The sequence below is a fragment of the Photobacterium leiognathi genome (assembly GCF_030685535.1).
In the GTDB taxonomy this organism is placed as follows: domain Bacteria; phylum Pseudomonadota; class Gammaproteobacteria; order Enterobacterales; family Vibrionaceae; genus Photobacterium; species Photobacterium leiognathi.
Map to the genome: position 1 here is coordinate 1132824 of NZ_CP131599.1, position 15647 is coordinate 1148470.

12 protein-coding genes are annotated in these 15647 nt (G+C 39.1%); 4 read left to right on the forward strand and 8 right to left on the reverse strand.

Annotated features, from left to right (window positions below):
* Window positions 1-10: 10 nt before the first annotated feature.
* Window positions 11-2386, reverse strand: coding sequence for a phosphoenolpyruvate synthase (gene ppsA / locus Q7674_RS05250; protein ID WP_107229540.1), 2376 nt, complete (start codon window positions 2384-2386; stop codon window positions 11-13).
* A 174-nt stretch (window positions 2387-2560) separates the two neighbouring features.
* On the opposite strand from ppsA, the gene ppsR reads away from it, so the two are divergent.
* Window positions 2561-3394 carry a posphoenolpyruvate synthetase regulatory kinase/phosphorylase PpsR gene (ppsR, locus tag Q7674_RS05255; protein ID WP_045065757.1) on the forward strand — a complete coding sequence of 278 codons (834 nt, stop codon included), beginning with the start codon at window positions 2561-2563 and terminating at the stop codon, window positions 3392-3394.
* A gap of 87 nt (window positions 3395-3481) precedes the next feature.
* On the opposite strand, the gene Q7674_RS05260 is transcribed toward ppsR, so the two are convergent.
* Window positions 3482-3898, reverse strand: a complete 417-nt coding sequence (locus Q7674_RS05260; RefSeq protein WP_045065759.1) for a lysozyme inhibitor LprI family protein — start codon at window positions 3896-3898, stop codon at window positions 3482-3484.
* Between the two features lie 510 nt (window positions 3899-4408).
* Complete coding sequence (locus Q7674_RS05265) at window positions 4409-6127, reverse strand: choice-of-anchor I family protein (RefSeq protein ID WP_305421969.1); 1719 nt, start codon at window positions 6125-6127, stop codon at window positions 4409-4411.
* A gap of 350 nt (window positions 6128-6477) precedes the next feature.
* Between Q7674_RS05265 and Q7674_RS05270 the strand changes: the two genes are divergently transcribed.
* Both Q7674_RS05270 and lplA read left to right on the forward strand, forming a co-directional pair.
* Window positions 6478-7173: a MaoC family dehydratase gene (locus Q7674_RS05270; protein WP_045065762.1), complete on the forward strand. Its 696-nt coding sequence runs from the start codon at window positions 6478-6480 to the stop codon at window positions 7171-7173.
* Window positions 7174-8163: 990 nt separating this feature from the next.
* The gene (gene lplA, locus Q7674_RS05275; RefSeq protein WP_045064785.1) at window positions 8164-9183 is read left to right on the forward strand and encodes a lipoate--protein ligase; all 1020 of its coding nucleotides are present in this window, start codon (window positions 8164-8166) and stop codon (window positions 9181-9183) included.
* A 399-nt stretch (window positions 9184-9582) separates the two neighbouring features.
* Here lplA and Q7674_RS05280 read toward each other — a convergent pair whose 3' ends face one another.
* A complete protein-coding gene (locus Q7674_RS05280) occupies window positions 9583-10521 on the reverse strand; it encodes a cation diffusion facilitator family transporter (protein ID WP_305421971.1) in 939 nt (312 codons plus the stop codon).
* Window positions 10522-10989: 468 nt separating this feature from the next.
* Here Q7674_RS05280 and Q7674_RS05285 point away from each other — a divergent pair, with 468 nt between their 5' ends.
* On the forward strand, window positions 10990-11274 hold the full coding sequence (locus Q7674_RS05285; protein WP_045064790.1) for a hypothetical protein: 285 nt from the start codon (window positions 10990-10992) through the stop codon (window positions 11272-11274).
* Window positions 11275-11601: 327 nt separating this feature from the next.
* Here the strand turns inward: Q7674_RS05285 and Q7674_RS05290 are convergent, their stop codons facing one another.
* The 4 genes from Q7674_RS05290 to Q7674_RS05305 form a co-directional block, all read right to left on the reverse strand.
* Window positions 11602-11802 (reverse strand): hypothetical protein, encoded by a 201-nt coding sequence (locus Q7674_RS05290; RefSeq protein ID WP_230625502.1) that lies wholly within the window; start codon window positions 11800-11802, stop codon window positions 11602-11604.
* A gap of 170 nt (window positions 11803-11972) precedes the next feature.
* Window positions 11973-12875, reverse strand: coding sequence for a protein translocase subunit SecF (gene secF, locus Q7674_RS05295; RefSeq protein WP_008989010.1), 903 nt, complete (start codon window positions 12873-12875; stop codon window positions 11973-11975).
* A gap of 4 nt (window positions 12876-12879) precedes the next feature.
* The gene (gene secD / locus Q7674_RS05300; RefSeq protein WP_042117628.1) at window positions 12880-14694 is read right to left on the reverse strand and encodes a protein translocase subunit SecD; all 1815 of its coding nucleotides are present in this window, start codon (window positions 14692-14694) and stop codon (window positions 12880-12882) included.
* 241 nt (window positions 14695-14935) lie between these two features.
* Window positions 14936-15565 (reverse strand): hypothetical protein, encoded by a 630-nt coding sequence (locus tag Q7674_RS05305; protein WP_045064791.1) that lies wholly within the window; start codon window positions 15563-15565, stop codon window positions 14936-14938.
* Window positions 15566-15647: the final 82 nt, after the last annotated feature.

Sequence of the window (15647 nt, forward strand, 5' to 3'; positions counted from 1 at the left end):
AGGATGTCTGTTAATGGTTGTTATTAACATTTCCTAGCTTTAACCAAGTATCAATCACAGTGTCTGGGTTTAATGATACCGAGCTAATACCTTGATCCATTAACCACTTAGCTAAATCATCATGGTCTGATGGTCCTTGACCACAAATTCCGACGTACTTACCCGCTTTTGTTGCCGCATCAATCGCCATTTTCAGCATTGCTTTAACCGCAGGGTTACGCTCATCAAAGAGGTGTGCAACATCACCAGAATCACGATCCAAACCAAGCGTTAACTGAGTCATATCGTTCGAACCAATGGAGAAACCGTCAAAGTACTTTAAGAAATCATCCGCAAGTACGGCATTTGATGGCAGTTCACACATCATGATCACTTTCAGACCTTGATCACCTCGGCGTAAGTCATTTTTCGCCAGTAACTCAATAACCGATGCAGCTTCACTAGGCGTACGAACAAACGGGATCATAATCTCTACGTTCTTTAAGCCCATATCATTACGAACACGTTTGATCGCTTGTGTTTCAAGCTCAAAGCAGTCTTCAAACACTGGAGAGATATAACGAGATGCACCACGGAAACCTAACATAGGGTTCTCTTCATGTGGCTCGAAACTTTGACCACCAATTAAGTTACTGTACTCATTCGATTTGAAATCAGACATACGTACAATCACACGTTTTGGCCAGAATGCCGCAGCAATGGTTGAGATGCCTTCCGTCAGTTTACTTACGTAGAAATCAATAGGATCGTTATAACCTTTGATTTTCTCGCTGATCTGCGCTTTTAACTCGTCACTTTGCGCATCAAAATTAAGTAACGCTTTAGGGTGAATGCCAATCATTTTATTGATGATAAATTCTAAACGCGCTAAACCTACGCCTTCATTCGGTAGCTGCGCAAAATCGAATGCGCGCTCAGGGTTCCCCACATTCATCATCACTTTAGTTGGTAGAATTGGTAGTTCATCTACCGATGAGCGTCGAACTTCATAGTTCAACTCACCTTGATAAACATAACCTGTTTCACCTTCTGCGCATGAAGCAGTAATAACAGCGCCATCGATTAGTACTTCTGTAGCATTACCACATCCGACAATCGCAGGAATACCTAACTCACGAGCAATAATAGCAGCGTGACATGTACGACCGCCACGGTTAGTAATAATCGCTGAAGCACGCTTCATCACAGGTTCCCAATCTGGATCTGTCATATCAGTAACAAGGACATCCCCTTCTTGAACCAGTGACATTTGATCAAGTGAATCAACCAAGCGGACTTTACCGCTACCGATACGTTGACCAATAGCACGACCTTCTAATAACACATCTGCTTTATTATTAAGCTCATAGCGTTCAATTACGTTTTGAGATTCTTGCGAACATACCGTTTCAGGACGCGCTTGAACAATGTAAAGCTTGCCATCAATACCATCTTTAGCCCACTCAATATCCATCGGACGTTGATAGTGCTTTTCAATGATCATTGCTTGTTTTGCAAGCTCTTTAATTTCTTCATCATTAATTGAGAACTGGTGCTGTTCTTCAGCTGAAGTATCAACAATGTCGACTTGCTTACTAATTTCTTGGTTATCTGAATAGATCATCTTGATGAGTTTTGAACCAAAGTTCTTTCTTACGATCGGCGCATGTCCAGCTTCAAGCATTGGTTTGTGAACATAAAACTCATCAGGGTTTACAGCACCCTGCACTACCATTTCACCTAAACCCCAAGAAGAGGTAATGAACACCACTTGATCAAAACCAGATTCAGTATCAAGCGTAAACATCACACCAGAGGCTGCTTTATCAGAGCGCACCATGCGTTGAATACCCGCAGACAGTGCAATACCCTTGTGATCAAAACCTTGGTGAACACGGTAAGAAATGGCGCGATCATTAAACAATGATGCATAAACATGCTTCGTTGCTTCTAAAACAGCATCAACGCCTTTTACATTAAGGAATGTTTCTTGTTGCCCCGCAAAGGAAGCATCAGGTAAATCTTCTGCGGTTGCAGATGAACGAACCGCTACAGAAAGTGCTTGATTACCATCAATCAATTCAAGGTAATCACGACGGATGCTCTGTTCTAATTCACGTGGAAACGGCGCATCTAAAATCCAATTACGGATGGTTGAACCTGTTTCACGTAGTGCATCTACATCATTAACATCAAGAGTACCTAGCAAATCGTAAATACGATTATTCAGCCCTTCATATTCTAAAAACTCATGGAATGCGTGAGAGGTAGTCGCGAATCCGTTAGGAACAGACACTCCCGCATTTGAAAGGTTTGAAACCATTTCACCAAGCGAGGCATTCTTACCGCCAACTTGGTTCACATCATTCATTGATAACGTATTGAACCAAAGGGTGTGCTTTTGCATGTGTTTCTCCGACAATAATCAACTACCATGTAAAGAAAAGGCAAACGTTTGCTTTAATCAGCAAAAAAATTTTCACTTTTAAGTCAGGTTGTGGACTTAGTAGCAAAATATTTGATCACTTTTCTATACCTTAAGCGCATCTTATCTAACTTTATTTCATGATTTAAACTTATTATGCATCCCAAAATTAGAACTCGTGACGTATTCTACATTTCTGATGGAACCGCTATTACTTGTCAGACAGTTGGTCATGCTGTGCTTGCTCAGTTCCCTCTTAAAGTCAATGAACAGACCTTTCCCTTTATTGAGAATGGGCACAAAGTCACTGAAGTGATAAAAGAGATAGAACGATCTTTTTTAGCGACGGGAGAAAAGCCTTTGGTTTTCTTCTCTATGGTTGTGCCAGAAATAAAACAACAGCTATTGTCAGCAAATGCCCTGTTCTACGATGTATTACAAACCATGGTCAATTTCGTTGCTGAAGATCTACAGCTAGAAGCCAAGCCACAACTGCAACGCTCACACAGTGTCGGTAAAGATCAAGACGGCTATTTTGATCGAATAGCGGCTATCGAATACACCCTTTCACACGATGACGGCATCTCTCTTCGTGGTTTAGAGGAAGCTGATTTAATATTGCTTGGCGTGTCACGCAGTGGGAAAACGCCCACCAGCCTTTATATGGCAATGCAATTTGGTTTAAGAGTAGTGAACTATCCGTTTATTGCAGAAGATTTAGCAAAAATGCGTTTATTACCTGAATTTGAAATTCACCGCCATAAGCTGTTTGGCTTAACCATAGATCCAGAGCGCTTAACAGAAATTCGCAGCAGCCGACTCGCTAACAGTGACTATGCCAGTGAAAAACAATGTGAAGAGGAACTACTGAGTGTCGAGAGCTTATTCAGACGAGAAGCGATTCCTTACATCAATACATCAAGTATGTCGGTAGAAGAGATCTCAACCCGTATATTAGAGAGAACGGGATTACAACGTCGTTTATTCTGACACCCTTTTGTAATGACACTTATTACTTCAACTAAAAAAGCTCTGAACAATCGGTTTGTACAGAGCTTTTATTATTCAGCTTAGATATTAGTTCTTTGGTGGTTCTGGTAATACCGGAGGCGTACTGTCCATATAAGTTAAGAAATGCATCCAGATATCATGAGTTCTTTCTTTGGTTAGCTGGGTTTTACAATCTAACGCCATTACATTACGGATCGTACCGTCACGCCACTGCGTATAAACCGCACTACACTGGGCTTTCATATACACTTCCCAATCTTGTTGGGCTTGTTCAATCGCCTTAACGAGCTTTGGATCTTCTTTATTATGCTCAAGACTAGCTGTAAAATATTTCGATAATTCCGCTTGAGCTGAATCTAACTTACCTGCAGCACATTCATTGATTTCAAGGGTGTTACGAGGATTATCGCAATCCAATACTTTCTTTGCTGCAAACGTTGGAAACGATACACAAACTAAAACAAGAAACAGATACTTATTCATATTTGGTCTCTAAATAACAATAAAAGTCACAGCATTTTCACCAAAGAAGTACGTCGTGTGTCCTTTAAATGAATCTGCAAATTCGCCACAAACAATAAAACCTTGTTTTTAAATGAGGAGCTTAATTGAATATCCAAAATTTAGGTACTGATTTGTGTTAACAATTTTCCTCAGCTAACACCGCTAATTGCCCTATAAGCTTAGCACCAATCCCTCAAAATCGGGCTTCTTCTGATAGCCAATTAGCTTGCAATCCGCCATCATTAATTATATACGGCCTAAATTGATCTTTGAGGTGAGGCAGTTGATAAAGAAATGTGTAATAGTTTGTAGTTTGCTATTGGAACGCGGTAGATTTCTGCAGCAGTAAGCAGAAAATGAATACGAACAACCTAAGTTGTCCGTACCATTCATTGATATTACAACCGCTTTATTTTTATGGATGAAGATGTTTTACCTAAGATAACTTTTATCTTTATGAGCTATATAGCTCCTCGTTGAATAGCTATATCATTTAGATGATATTTCCCACACGGCAACACTGCCTGAAATTTCATTACCAATAATAACAAGTGGCTTACCTGTTGCGCTGTTTTCTGCAGAAACAAATGTCATCCCTTCCGGTGCTAAATCACCCGTAATCGCTTTGCCTTCTTCCAAACCACGGTTGATAAAGTAATCAACATAATGTGCCTTACTCGGTTCAGTAATATCATAAACAACTACACCACCCATACGCTCTAGGCCAATGAAGGCGTAAGTTCTATCACCTACTTGACCCACTGTTAACGCTTCTGGTTCTGCACCTTTTGCATCAGAGCGTGCATCACCTGCATTTTCATCTTCATCATTATTAAATGCTTGACCGTGGATCTTGGCAGTTAGCAGCCCAATTTCATCACCAGAATCAAAAATCATCTTGCCTTGGCTGTCTAGAATAGAAAATGAACGCCCACCGAAGGTATATAGTGCTTCATATTTTCCATCGCCATCTTTATCACCTAATTGAGGATTAACTTTTAGACGACCAATATCGGTTTCATCATTTTTTAAATAATTAAAGTTACCAGTTAGAGTTAATTTCTTAGCGCGAATATCGTTAACAAACGAGAGACAACCGTCTTTTTTATCAAAGTCTAAACCGCCTTGTTCTTTACAGGCGTCTTCATCTTGGGCGTCAAAGAAATATTCACGCCCATCACCTTCATTGGCAATCACAACGTAGCTTTTGCCGTTAACGGTATAACTGGCTAACGTATCAGGTTGGTACATACCATAAAGACCAGGATAAGCCTTCATATTAATGCCACCATCTTTATCAGATGCATCCATTTTATATTTCGACCAATCTTTAAAACCTAGCCCTTGTAAGGTAATCGTGTTCGTTGCTAAATCGACTATCGCAATACCGTTATTTTCTTGTAATGAAGCGTAAGCTTTTTTACTGTCTTTTGAAACAGCAACATATTCCGGCTCAATATCTTGCGCGACTGTACTAACAATTTTCTTCCCCTTAATGGTCTGTCCATTAGGATTTGAGAAAACCATTCCTTGTTGCTCAAGCTTGGTTTGCTGCACATTAAATTGGTTAAAGCCTAGTAATGTTGCTTTATCAGCTACTTTTCCATTATCAATCGTAATAATACCAATAGAACCCTCTGGATCTGTGAGGTAATCACCTGATGGCTCACCTTCATTGGCAACAATAACTTTGGTTTCATCTGGCGTAAATGTCACCATATCTGGCAAATAGCCCACTTCGACATTCTTAATAAAAGCAGGCTTATCTCCACTTATGTCATAAAAAGCAATCGAGCCTTTTTCACAGGTTTTATCTGCTGCAATAGCCACAGCAGCCAATGCCTGTGTTTCAGCTATCGCAATACTATTTGCATTACCTTTCGTATGTTCTGCTAAATTAATTGTATAAACAGAAGATAGATTACTATTATTGGTTACACCTTTAGCAGATTGTTTTAAATCAGATACATTAAATTTAGTGGCGTCAATAATTTCGACTGTCGATGTTTTGCCTGAGCCATTAATTGCAAAAATTCGTTTTTTACTATTTTGATAGGCGACAATTTCTGCTGCACCTTCGGGAGATTGTGCATTTAATAAAGCACGACCAATAAGATTTATTTCAAACGGCTTTTCAGTGGCGTGAGCAAAATTAAATGAAGAGGATAAAGAAGAAATTACTAGTGCTGTCAATAATGGCTTTTTCACGGTCAATCCTTAACGTAAACAAAAAACCGCCACACTTTGGCAAAGCGATATTTAATTTTTACTACAATCGTGGGATATATTTATGACAACCAATATAAAATTCATATTTCCTAACAACACTGCTCTTTCACTAAGTCTTTAATTTAATAATAGAAATTTCTTATATGAATGTAATTTGACAGATTAATTCACTTTTTTGGATTGCGCTATTTACTTGATTTAACTAAAATCTACTCATCGGATGAGTCGTATAGTGCGACACACTCCACAAATATATTTGTGCGAATGTAAATTATCGCTACAATACGCGCCCTCCCCAAAGGCGGGATTTTCAACGAAGGTTATGCTCTATGAAAGAAAAAGTAGTCGATTTTATCAAACGTAAGCGTGAGGTTTTAGCGCATCACCAGTTTGAATTTAAAGACTGGCTATCACCAACAATTCGCGACTATTGGGTTGAGTTCCTAAACAAAGCGAACAACAGCCAATTAGCTTCATGGGTGAAAGAGCATAATTTAGTCTCTGTTGCGAATGGCAACTCTGTTGAGGTTGAGAAACCTGAGCCAATTGAAATGCACCCAGAAGCTGAAAAGCTAATGAATTCATTGGTGGAAACATTGGGTGAAGAGATCCATGTTGGTCAATGGCTAACAGTTGATCAATCACGTATTGATCGCTTTGCCGAGGTAACAGATGATCACCAATGGATTCACACTGATCCTGAGCGTGCGCAAACAGAATCACCATTTAAAACAACCATTGCTCATGGCTTTTTAACGCTATCCCTACTATCTGTATTAACAGATAGCGTTGATCCGGCGAATCAGAAGTTTCCAACAGCAAAAATGACTGTGAACTATGGTTTAAACCAAGTGCGTTTCCCGTACCCTGTGAAATCAGGTACGAATGTACGTGCGCGTACTAAAATTCAGTCAGTTACGCCTATTAAACGTGGTTTAGAGATTGTTCAAGAAATTACAGTTGAAATCGAAGGCTGCCGTCGCCCAGGTTGTGTAGCTGAGTCTGTTGTACGTTTATACTTCTAAATCATAAATGCATTACGAAAAGCCGAGCCTCTGCTCGGTTTTTTTATATCTAGAGATCAAACACTCGTACGTTTCAGAGTAAACCTAACTTTTCATTAATCGATCTTTATCAAATTAAATACGGTGGTAAGGTACAACGCTATTCCGACTATTGGTATTTCATCATGAAAAAGTGGCTTAAATTTATCCCTCTTATCCTGCTTGTAGGTTACTTCATTACTTACGATATTGTGACTCAAGTTGAAAGCACTCACCCTTCTGCACAAACAAGCCAACAATAAACTTATTCTCATGATTAGCAGCATGGTTTGAATGCCATGCTCTGATCGCTACTTTTTTAGCAATTGGCTTTTCAGGTCAAATTTCTTTGACTACGCTTAATAATGAAGCGGTTAGAGAAGAAACATTATGTTGTAAACCTAACCTTTCAATTATCGCTATACATAGATTTAACAAGCAATGTTATGCTTAAAACACGCACTAGAAAGCATTAAGACTCTCTAAAGCGAAAAACACTGTTACCAAATCATATATTCTTCCAGTTTATAGTATATGATTTGGTTTTTTTCGTCTCAGCCTCATCAATAATTCCACTAATAGCTTTGCTATATAAGACAGAATTTATCTCAATTCTCTATATCAACAGAATGTTATATACCCAAGCGACTTCAAGATGCCTGATTCAGAGCGAAGTCACTGAGTTGAATTCAAGGAAGACAACGAAGCGGAATAGCTAGCTCTTTCCAAGTTGTCTGACGCAAGAAGTCAGCTCAGTGACACGCTCCCAAAGGGCGAGCGTCCTTAGCTCTCAGACTTTGTTAACGATTCTCAATGTAGAACCACTATATCTTCGAATCGTTGCCGCGCCTGAGAACTAAGGTCGTCTCGCTGAACACTGCATCTTGAGGTTGCTTGGGTATACTGCTTTACCTACATAAACTTACCATGTAAATTTAAAAATATTCTCTAAGTTACAGTTAGGTATATTAAATGCCATCCACTACTCGCGTTTTTATTTCTCAATCCACACAACCATGGTTCAACCTTGCTGTTGAAGATGCTATTTTCCGTAATATGCCAGCCGACCAACAGGTACTTTTCTTATGGCGTAATGCTGACACTGTGGTTATTGGCCGAGCTCAAAACCCATGGAAAGAGTGTAATACAGGGAAAATGGAACAAGACGGGATCACTCTTGCACGTCGTCAAAGTGGTGGTGGCGCAGTTTTTCACGATCTTGGTAATACCAACTTCACTTTTATGGCTGGTAAGCCACAATATGATAAGAATGTCTCAACTAATATTGTGCTATCAGCATTAAAAACGTTAGGCATTAATGCTAAAGCAACAGGCAGAAATGATCTGGTTGTTGAAGTGGGTGAAGATGAGAGAAAATTCTCAGGTTCAGCTTACCGTGAAACCATGGATCGCGGCTTTCATCACGGCACATTATTGCTTAATGCTGATCTTACTCGCTTAGCAAATTACCTAAATCCAGATAAAAAGAAACTCGAAGCCAAAGGGATCACATCTGTACGCTCTCGTGTGATAAACCTTAGTGATATTAATCCTAATATTCATCATGATAACGTCTGTGAAGCCATTAAAGAGGCTTTCTTTGCTCACTATGGTGAGAGCGTAGAAGTTGAATATATCTCAACAGAAAATCTGCCTGATATGCCCGGCTTTAGCGAAAAATACCAAAACCAATCAAGTTGGGAATGGAATTTCGGTAACACGCCTCAATTTATGCATAGTATGGATGAACGCTTCGCATGGGGTGGTGTTGAATTACACTTAGATGTGAAAAAAGGCCAAATTATTGCAATTAAAACCTTTACTGACAGCCTTGATCCAGCTCCTATCGAGTTACTCGAAGCTGCTTTGCTCAACATTGAATATAATGCGTCAGCCATCAATAACGCGACTATAGCGCTTGTAGAGCAACACCCTGAATATACCGATACCCTTAACGATATTAACCAATGGCTTAAAAATACCATTGCTTAATTAATATACGAGCTACTCTTATATCGCGCGAATGAGAGTAGCTTATTAGCTATAATCCCAATTAATCACTGAACCATGATCATAAACACCATCGCTGTAAGCTGGTGTAAAACTAATGAAGATATTGCCTTTATTAATCGGTAAGTTTGATGATATATCTTTCGCTATCAACCCAATGAAAAACATTGTGTTTTGATTATGTAATATTTGGTATCGATTAATTGCTGATAAATTAAGCATTATTATAAGCATAGTATTTTATATACACTTAATAAAGCTTACAAACTATGGCTAACTATATAAGTCCCTTATAGTAAGAAATGCGTAATATAAGCATAATGCAGATACTTAAACAAAAACGGCGATGTCTTTAACATCGCCGTTTTTGTTCAATAATGATTAAGAAAGCGTATTTATATCACTGTCACAGTCATCACAACAAGGATTAAGCACCCTTTCTTTGCAATTGAAAGGCTCAATGTGAATAATGATATCGACGACTTCATCTAACTCGTAAAGCAAGTGAGATTTGAAATTCTCAGCAATGGTATGCGCTTTATCAACACTCATTACTGGATCAACCAGCAAGTGGAAATCAAGTAAAATCGTACTGCCTGTTCTGCGGCTACGAATCGCATGGACTTCTTTAATATCACTGTCTTCTGCTGCATAAGCCTGAATTTTACTTTCGATATCAGCATCTGCTTTCGCTTCTGTGATTTCTAATACTGCTAACCATAAAATTTCTGCCGCTGCTTTTAAAATCATCGCGGTTACAATCAATGCTGCAATCTGATCTAAATAATGTAACTCTGGCACGAAGTAATTCGCAATCACAGCGATAGCGACAGGCAATGAGCTAAGAGCATCTGAACGATGGTGCCATGCATTAGCATATAAAGCACGACTATTGATTGCTTTGGCTTTAATTGCTGTCCAACGGTAAAGGAGTTCCTTTACAACAATAGATACAATTGCAGCAGCAAAAGCTAACATGCCCGGCTTACTATGTGCCTGCTCACTGATCGATGTTAACGATTCCCACCCAATACCGATGCCAACCAGCGCTAGCAAAACACCAATAAAGATATTTGTCAGGGTTTCAAAACGACCATGCCCATACGGATGCTCTTTATCTGCTGGTGCAGTCCAATAACGAGAACCAATAAGAATAGCAGTATCAGTGACTAAATCAGAAAAACTGTGCACACCATCGGCAATCAAAGCCTGACTACCTGTCATTGTACCTACTGTAATCTTAATAAAAGCCAGTGCGATGTTCGCGAGAGACCCTATCCATGTGACTTTTTGTATAACTTTAACTGCAGTATCAGACATAACCGACCAATCGAATCACTATATAAAGCTACATATGATAACGAACTTCATTAATAAATGAGACATTTTTATGAGTAGATTTATATGAAGACTTACATAGCATGATAGAAGAACTTAATTATATTCATGAAACTGTAAGCTTGTATATGTTCTAATGTCTTTTCTTGAGATATTAAGAATTATTTGCCAACAACCATGTAGTTAATAGTTAAAGTATAACCACAATGATGATATGCCTTTTAAAAATATAGACATACCTCTTAAAAATAATAGTGAAGTTCATGCTTGTTAATGTTTTAATTACAAATGTAAATACAAATTATTGATAGAAATATTAATTACCTTAAATGTAATTTTTGATCACATTATCCATAAAAAATATCAGGTCTATATTTCATAATCCATAATTTTGTACATAATGAAATATGTGAATCAATATTCTATATTGTTCAACAGAAAGGAAACTTTATGAGAAATCTTGCAGATTTTATACATCATATGGAAGGTGGAGACCAAAACTTCACAATTTGGGTACATGACTCAAATAAACGCTATAAAAAACTGCTTGTTTCGGATTGCAAAAGCATAAACTTAAATGATTTCTTGGAAAATCAACTTAATGTTATCGTTGAAATCACCGCATTAGACGGCTCTAACCAAGCCTACCTACTGCTTCCAGAAATCAACGCAGCGTCAACAATCAGCTTCGATAACGGAGAAGTCATTTCTTATATCGATGCTAAAGCAGCTTAATTATGGCAAGGGAAAACTCGAACAATTAAGAAATACTACGGCTAGGCTTTCTTTATTCTTCCCTCTAAAAACAGATCCTCGGATCTGTTTTTTTGCCTCCACGAAGACAATATCCATTTTCTTTTAGGTGATATTATACGAATCATTATCTACTTACTAATAATTTTATAAATTTATTAGAAGTGAATCTCAAATTATAAATAACTACTATTTTTCGATTTGTTAATCATAAGCTAGGGGTATTTGACGATAACCCATGGATTATTTTGCGACTGATAAGACGAACAAGCTTTTTCACCATCATCCCAGCCTTCATTAAACCGCGTATTAGAGCCATCTAGCGTAAATATATAACAGCTTCAGCAATGCTGACTCACAACCTTGGTTATAGCCATAGTGATAAATACTATTGTATTCCACATTACTTACGTACTTATCTGGTACAAAACGAAAACCATCATCAGTTGTGTGGGCACATCCCGTTACCATCAATGTAGCAAAACAAACTAAGCCTAATTTTTTCTTCATCACATTACTCAATCGAATATTTATACTGAGACAAAGAATGTTTGGTTCACATAAAAAAAACTGTTAATTTAAAATCGCTCTTTTTTACAACCGATATCACATTTGAAGCAAAAAAAGCGGCTACCAAGTTAATTACTTGATAACCGCTTCAATAACATTAGTTATGACGATTAAGGCTCATCAACAACTGGTTTTGGTTGGTAATGCTCAGGCTTAAGACCTAAGAATTCTGGAAGTAGTGTGCCTACAGAAATCGAAGACCATGTACCCGTTAAGATACCAATGAACATTGCAATCGAGAAACCTTGTAGCGAGGCACCACCTAATAACCATAGTGAGCCTACAGTCATCAGTGTTGTACCCGAAGTCACCATTGTACGTGAGAATGTCGCAATAATAGCTTCGTTGTTTGTCGCTTCAATATCTTGGTTTGGTTTCGCAATCAATAGTTCACGAATACGGTCTGCAATAACGATGGAGTCATTCAATGAGTAACCTAGAATTGCCAAGATTGCAGCAAGTACTGTTAGGTTGAACTCCATTTGTGTCATCGCAAAGAAACCAACCGCTAAGATAACATCGTGTAGTAGTGCAAGTAATGAACCAGCAGCTAGACGCCATTCAAAACGGTAGCTCAAGTAACCTAGGATACATAGCATAGTAACCAGTAATGCTAGGCCACCTTGCTCAGCAAGCTCTGCACCAACTTGAGGACCAACGATACTTGTATTTAGCACTTGTACATTTGCATGTAGTGGCTCAAGTACTTTAGTGATCTCAGGGTACTGAACGCCCTTCGCCGGTGCGGCATAACGTAATACCCAACGACCAGGCTCATCAGCGGCAATAACAACTACTTCTTGATTAAAGCCTGCATCCATCAGTGGAGTAATTTCACTGCTAGTGATCTGGCTGTTCATTTGTACTTCACTAACGACACCGCCAGTGAAATCTAAACCCCAGTTAAGACCACGAACACAGATAAACGTGATAGAAATAACCATTAATGCGATCGAGACAATACCCGTCATGTAACGCAATTTGGTTAAGTTTTTAATAATCCAATTTTTCATTGCGTTAAACCCTTACATCTCGACGCGAATCACGACCCCAAACCAAGTTAATAATGGCTCGAGAAGCGAAAATACCAGTAAACATACTTGTTAGTAGACCTAGACCTAGCGTTAATGCGAAGCCTTGGATTGGACCGTTACCGATAGAGTAAAGAACAACTGCAGTGATCATGGTTGTGAAGTTAGCATCGAAAATAGTACCAAATGCACTACTGAAGCCACGGTCAATTGCTTGGGCAAAGCTACGACCTTCACGGATCATATCGCGGATACGTTCAAAGATAAGTACGTTGGTATCAACCGCCATACCGACCGTTAATACCAGACCAGCGATACCTGGAAGCGTAAGAACTGCACCTGGAATAAGCGCTAACAGACCAAATAGCATGATCATGTTACAGATAAGTGCAACGTTTGCTACCCAACCTAGACGACGGTACCACACAGCCATAAATAGCAGTGTTACACCCATACCTAGAGCAAGTGCAGCGAAACCATTTTTGATGTTTTCAGCACCCAGTGTTGGACCAATAGTACGTTCTTCAACGATAGTAACAGGCGCTGTTAATGAACCTGCACGTAGAAGAAGGGCTAATTGTTGTGCATCTTCCAAAGAACCAGCGCCAGTAATACGGAAACGACTACCTAGCTGAGTTTGAATCGTTGCAACACTGATGATCTTGTTAGTTTGTACTGTTTCGCCTTTCGCATTACGGCTGTACTCACTGTAAGAGGTTGCCATTGGCTTGCCCACGTTCATACGTGAGAAGTCAGACATCATCTTACCGCCTGCACTATCAAGCGTAATGTTTACTTCAGGCGTACCATTTTCACCAAAGCTTGCACGTGCATCAACAATGTGATCACCACCAAGAACAGGCTTACGGCTAACACGTACTGGGTTACCGTTTTTGTCAGGTAGGATCATTGTGCTACCTGTACCTTCTTCTTTCACCGCGTAGAAAGCAAGGCTTGCCGTTGCACCGATAACGTTCTTCGCAGCAGCAGGATCTTGAACACCTGGTAGCTCGATACGGATACGGTTTTCACCTTGACGCTGAACTGATGCTTCAGTAATACCTAGCTCTTCAATACGGCTACGCATTGTTTGTAGGTTTTGCTGAACAGTTAGGTTGCGAAGATCTGTTTTTTCTTTTTCACGAAGAGCAAGAACTAGGTTATCACCTGAACCATTTGTTGCTTGCCATTGTGGATATTGTTCACGAATGAACTGACGGATCTTGCTGTTCGCTTCTTCGCTAGGTAGACGAACAATGACTTCATCGTTGCCTTTAAGCTCTGCACGACCACCACGGATCTCTTGCTTACGGAAATCAACACGTAAGTCATCAGATAGTTGCTGCGCATGGTTTTTGTAAACTTGTTTTACATCAACATCTAATAGGAATTGAACACCACCACGAAGGTCAAGACCAAGTTTGATTGGCTCAAAGCCCATGTCTTGAAGCCACATTGGCGCTGCTGGCTCTAATGCAAGCGTTAGACGCTCTTCATTTTTCACCAATGTGTTTAACGCAGCTTTTGTGTCTGTTTGTTGCTTAGTGCTGTCTAATACAACAATCGTACGATCTGGTTTTTGCTCAATTTTAAGCGGATCGATATCGTGCTCTTTTAACACCTTTTGAATTTCAAAAGGTGTTGGCATTGCACCGCCCTTCTTACTGATTTGAACTGCTGCATTTTCGCCAAACCACGTAGGAATAGCACTTAATAGCATTATCGAAACCGTCACAATTAGCACAACATATTTCCATGCTGAGTAATGATTCAGAATCTGTTTCGTATTCTTTTTTCTCATTATTTTTAGCCATGTATCTTGCAACAGATAGCCTGTTGCAGTCGATAGAACACCTATAATTATACCTTTATAGCATGAAAATGTTGCGAGTACTCTTTAATGCATTCGACATAAAAGGAGCAGTACAACTATAGGTACGATAACAAATCTTAATAACGCGATGATTATTAATAATTTTATTAATTTATTGAGAGATTATTACTGTTAGAAGAAAACTATCGTTATCTAATCAATAATAACGTTAGGCAACTTGACGAAGTTGACCGTATTGGGAGTAAATCAAATTGGAGTCTTTCCAACCTGAAATACGGGATGAGGAGGATTTAACCTTCAATGCCCACTCTACTGTTGGCGATAAAGGTTCAGCATATCCCACCGTGAGTGGAATCGCCGTTAAAATAGGAAATTCAAACGCCAGTCGATAGTCAGGAGAGACCTCTTCCGGACTTAAATGAATAGCATTGATCAAGCGGTTCGACGTACCCAGTGCAATATTATAATTGCTAAACTCGATACGATGATGTTTACCGTGTTCTGAAACACGATTTGTGCTTGAAAGCGGGAAATTCCATACCAATTTAGAACCATTCACTGATACTGGTAAACCTTGATTCGTTTTACCTTGCGTTAATGGATGATGCTTACCAGATGATTGACCAAGATGATGCTCCGAATTCGAAGATGATGACACTGGTGCAATATGGGTATGAGAAACATAATCTGAGAAATCATCAGCCGAATGGCTAATAGTCTGCATTGTTGGTGTTGAATTAATTAACCCTAACGTTTCTACATGTGTAGATGCCGAAGCTAATGAGGTAGCCCCTAAACAAATACTCAAAATTAGAAAACGCAAGAAGGTTAAAAACATAATACCTAAAAACAATGTACAAAAAAGATTATCTCCGCAATGATAAGGGGCGATAGTCAGTGACACAAGGAAATTATTAACA

Coding starts and splice junctions, on each gene's coding strand:
- ppsA (WP_107229540.1), bottom strand. CDS start 2,386: ATGCAAAAGCACACCCTTTGGTTCAATACGTTATCAATGAATGATGTG.
- ppsR (WP_045065757.1), top strand. CDS start 2,561: ATGCATCCCAAAATTAGAACTCGTGACGTATTCTACATTTCTGATGGA.
- Q7674_RS05260 (WP_045065759.1), bottom strand. CDS start 3,898: ATGAATAAGTATCTGTTTCTTGTTTTAGTTTGTGTATCGTTTCCAACG.
- Q7674_RS05270 (WP_045065762.1), top strand. CDS start 6,478: ATGAAAGAAAAAGTAGTCGATTTTATCAAACGTAAGCGTGAGGTTTTA.
- lplA (WP_045064785.1), top strand. CDS start 8,164: ATGCCATCCACTACTCGCGTTTTTATTTCTCAATCCACACAACCATGG.
- Q7674_RS05280 (WP_305421971.1), bottom strand. CDS start 10,521: ATGTCTGATACTGCAGTTAAAGTTATACAAAAAGTCACATGGATAGGG.
- Q7674_RS05285 (WP_045064790.1), top strand. CDS start 10,990: ATGAGAAATCTTGCAGATTTTATACATCATATGGAAGGTGGAGACCAA.
- Q7674_RS05290 (WP_230625502.1), bottom strand. CDS start 11,802: ATGAAGAAAAAATTAGGCTTAGTTTGTTTTGCTACATTGATGGTAACG.
- secF (WP_008989010.1), bottom strand. CDS start 12,875: ATGAAAAATTGGATTATTAAAAACTTAACCAAATTGCGTTACATGACG.
- secD (WP_042117628.1), bottom strand. CDS start 14,694: ATGAGAAAAAAGAATACGAAACAGATTCTGAATCATTACTCAGCATGG.
- Q7674_RS05305 (WP_045064791.1), bottom strand. CDS start 15,565: ATGTTTTTAACCTTCTTGCGTTTTCTAATTTTGAGTATTTGTTTAGGG.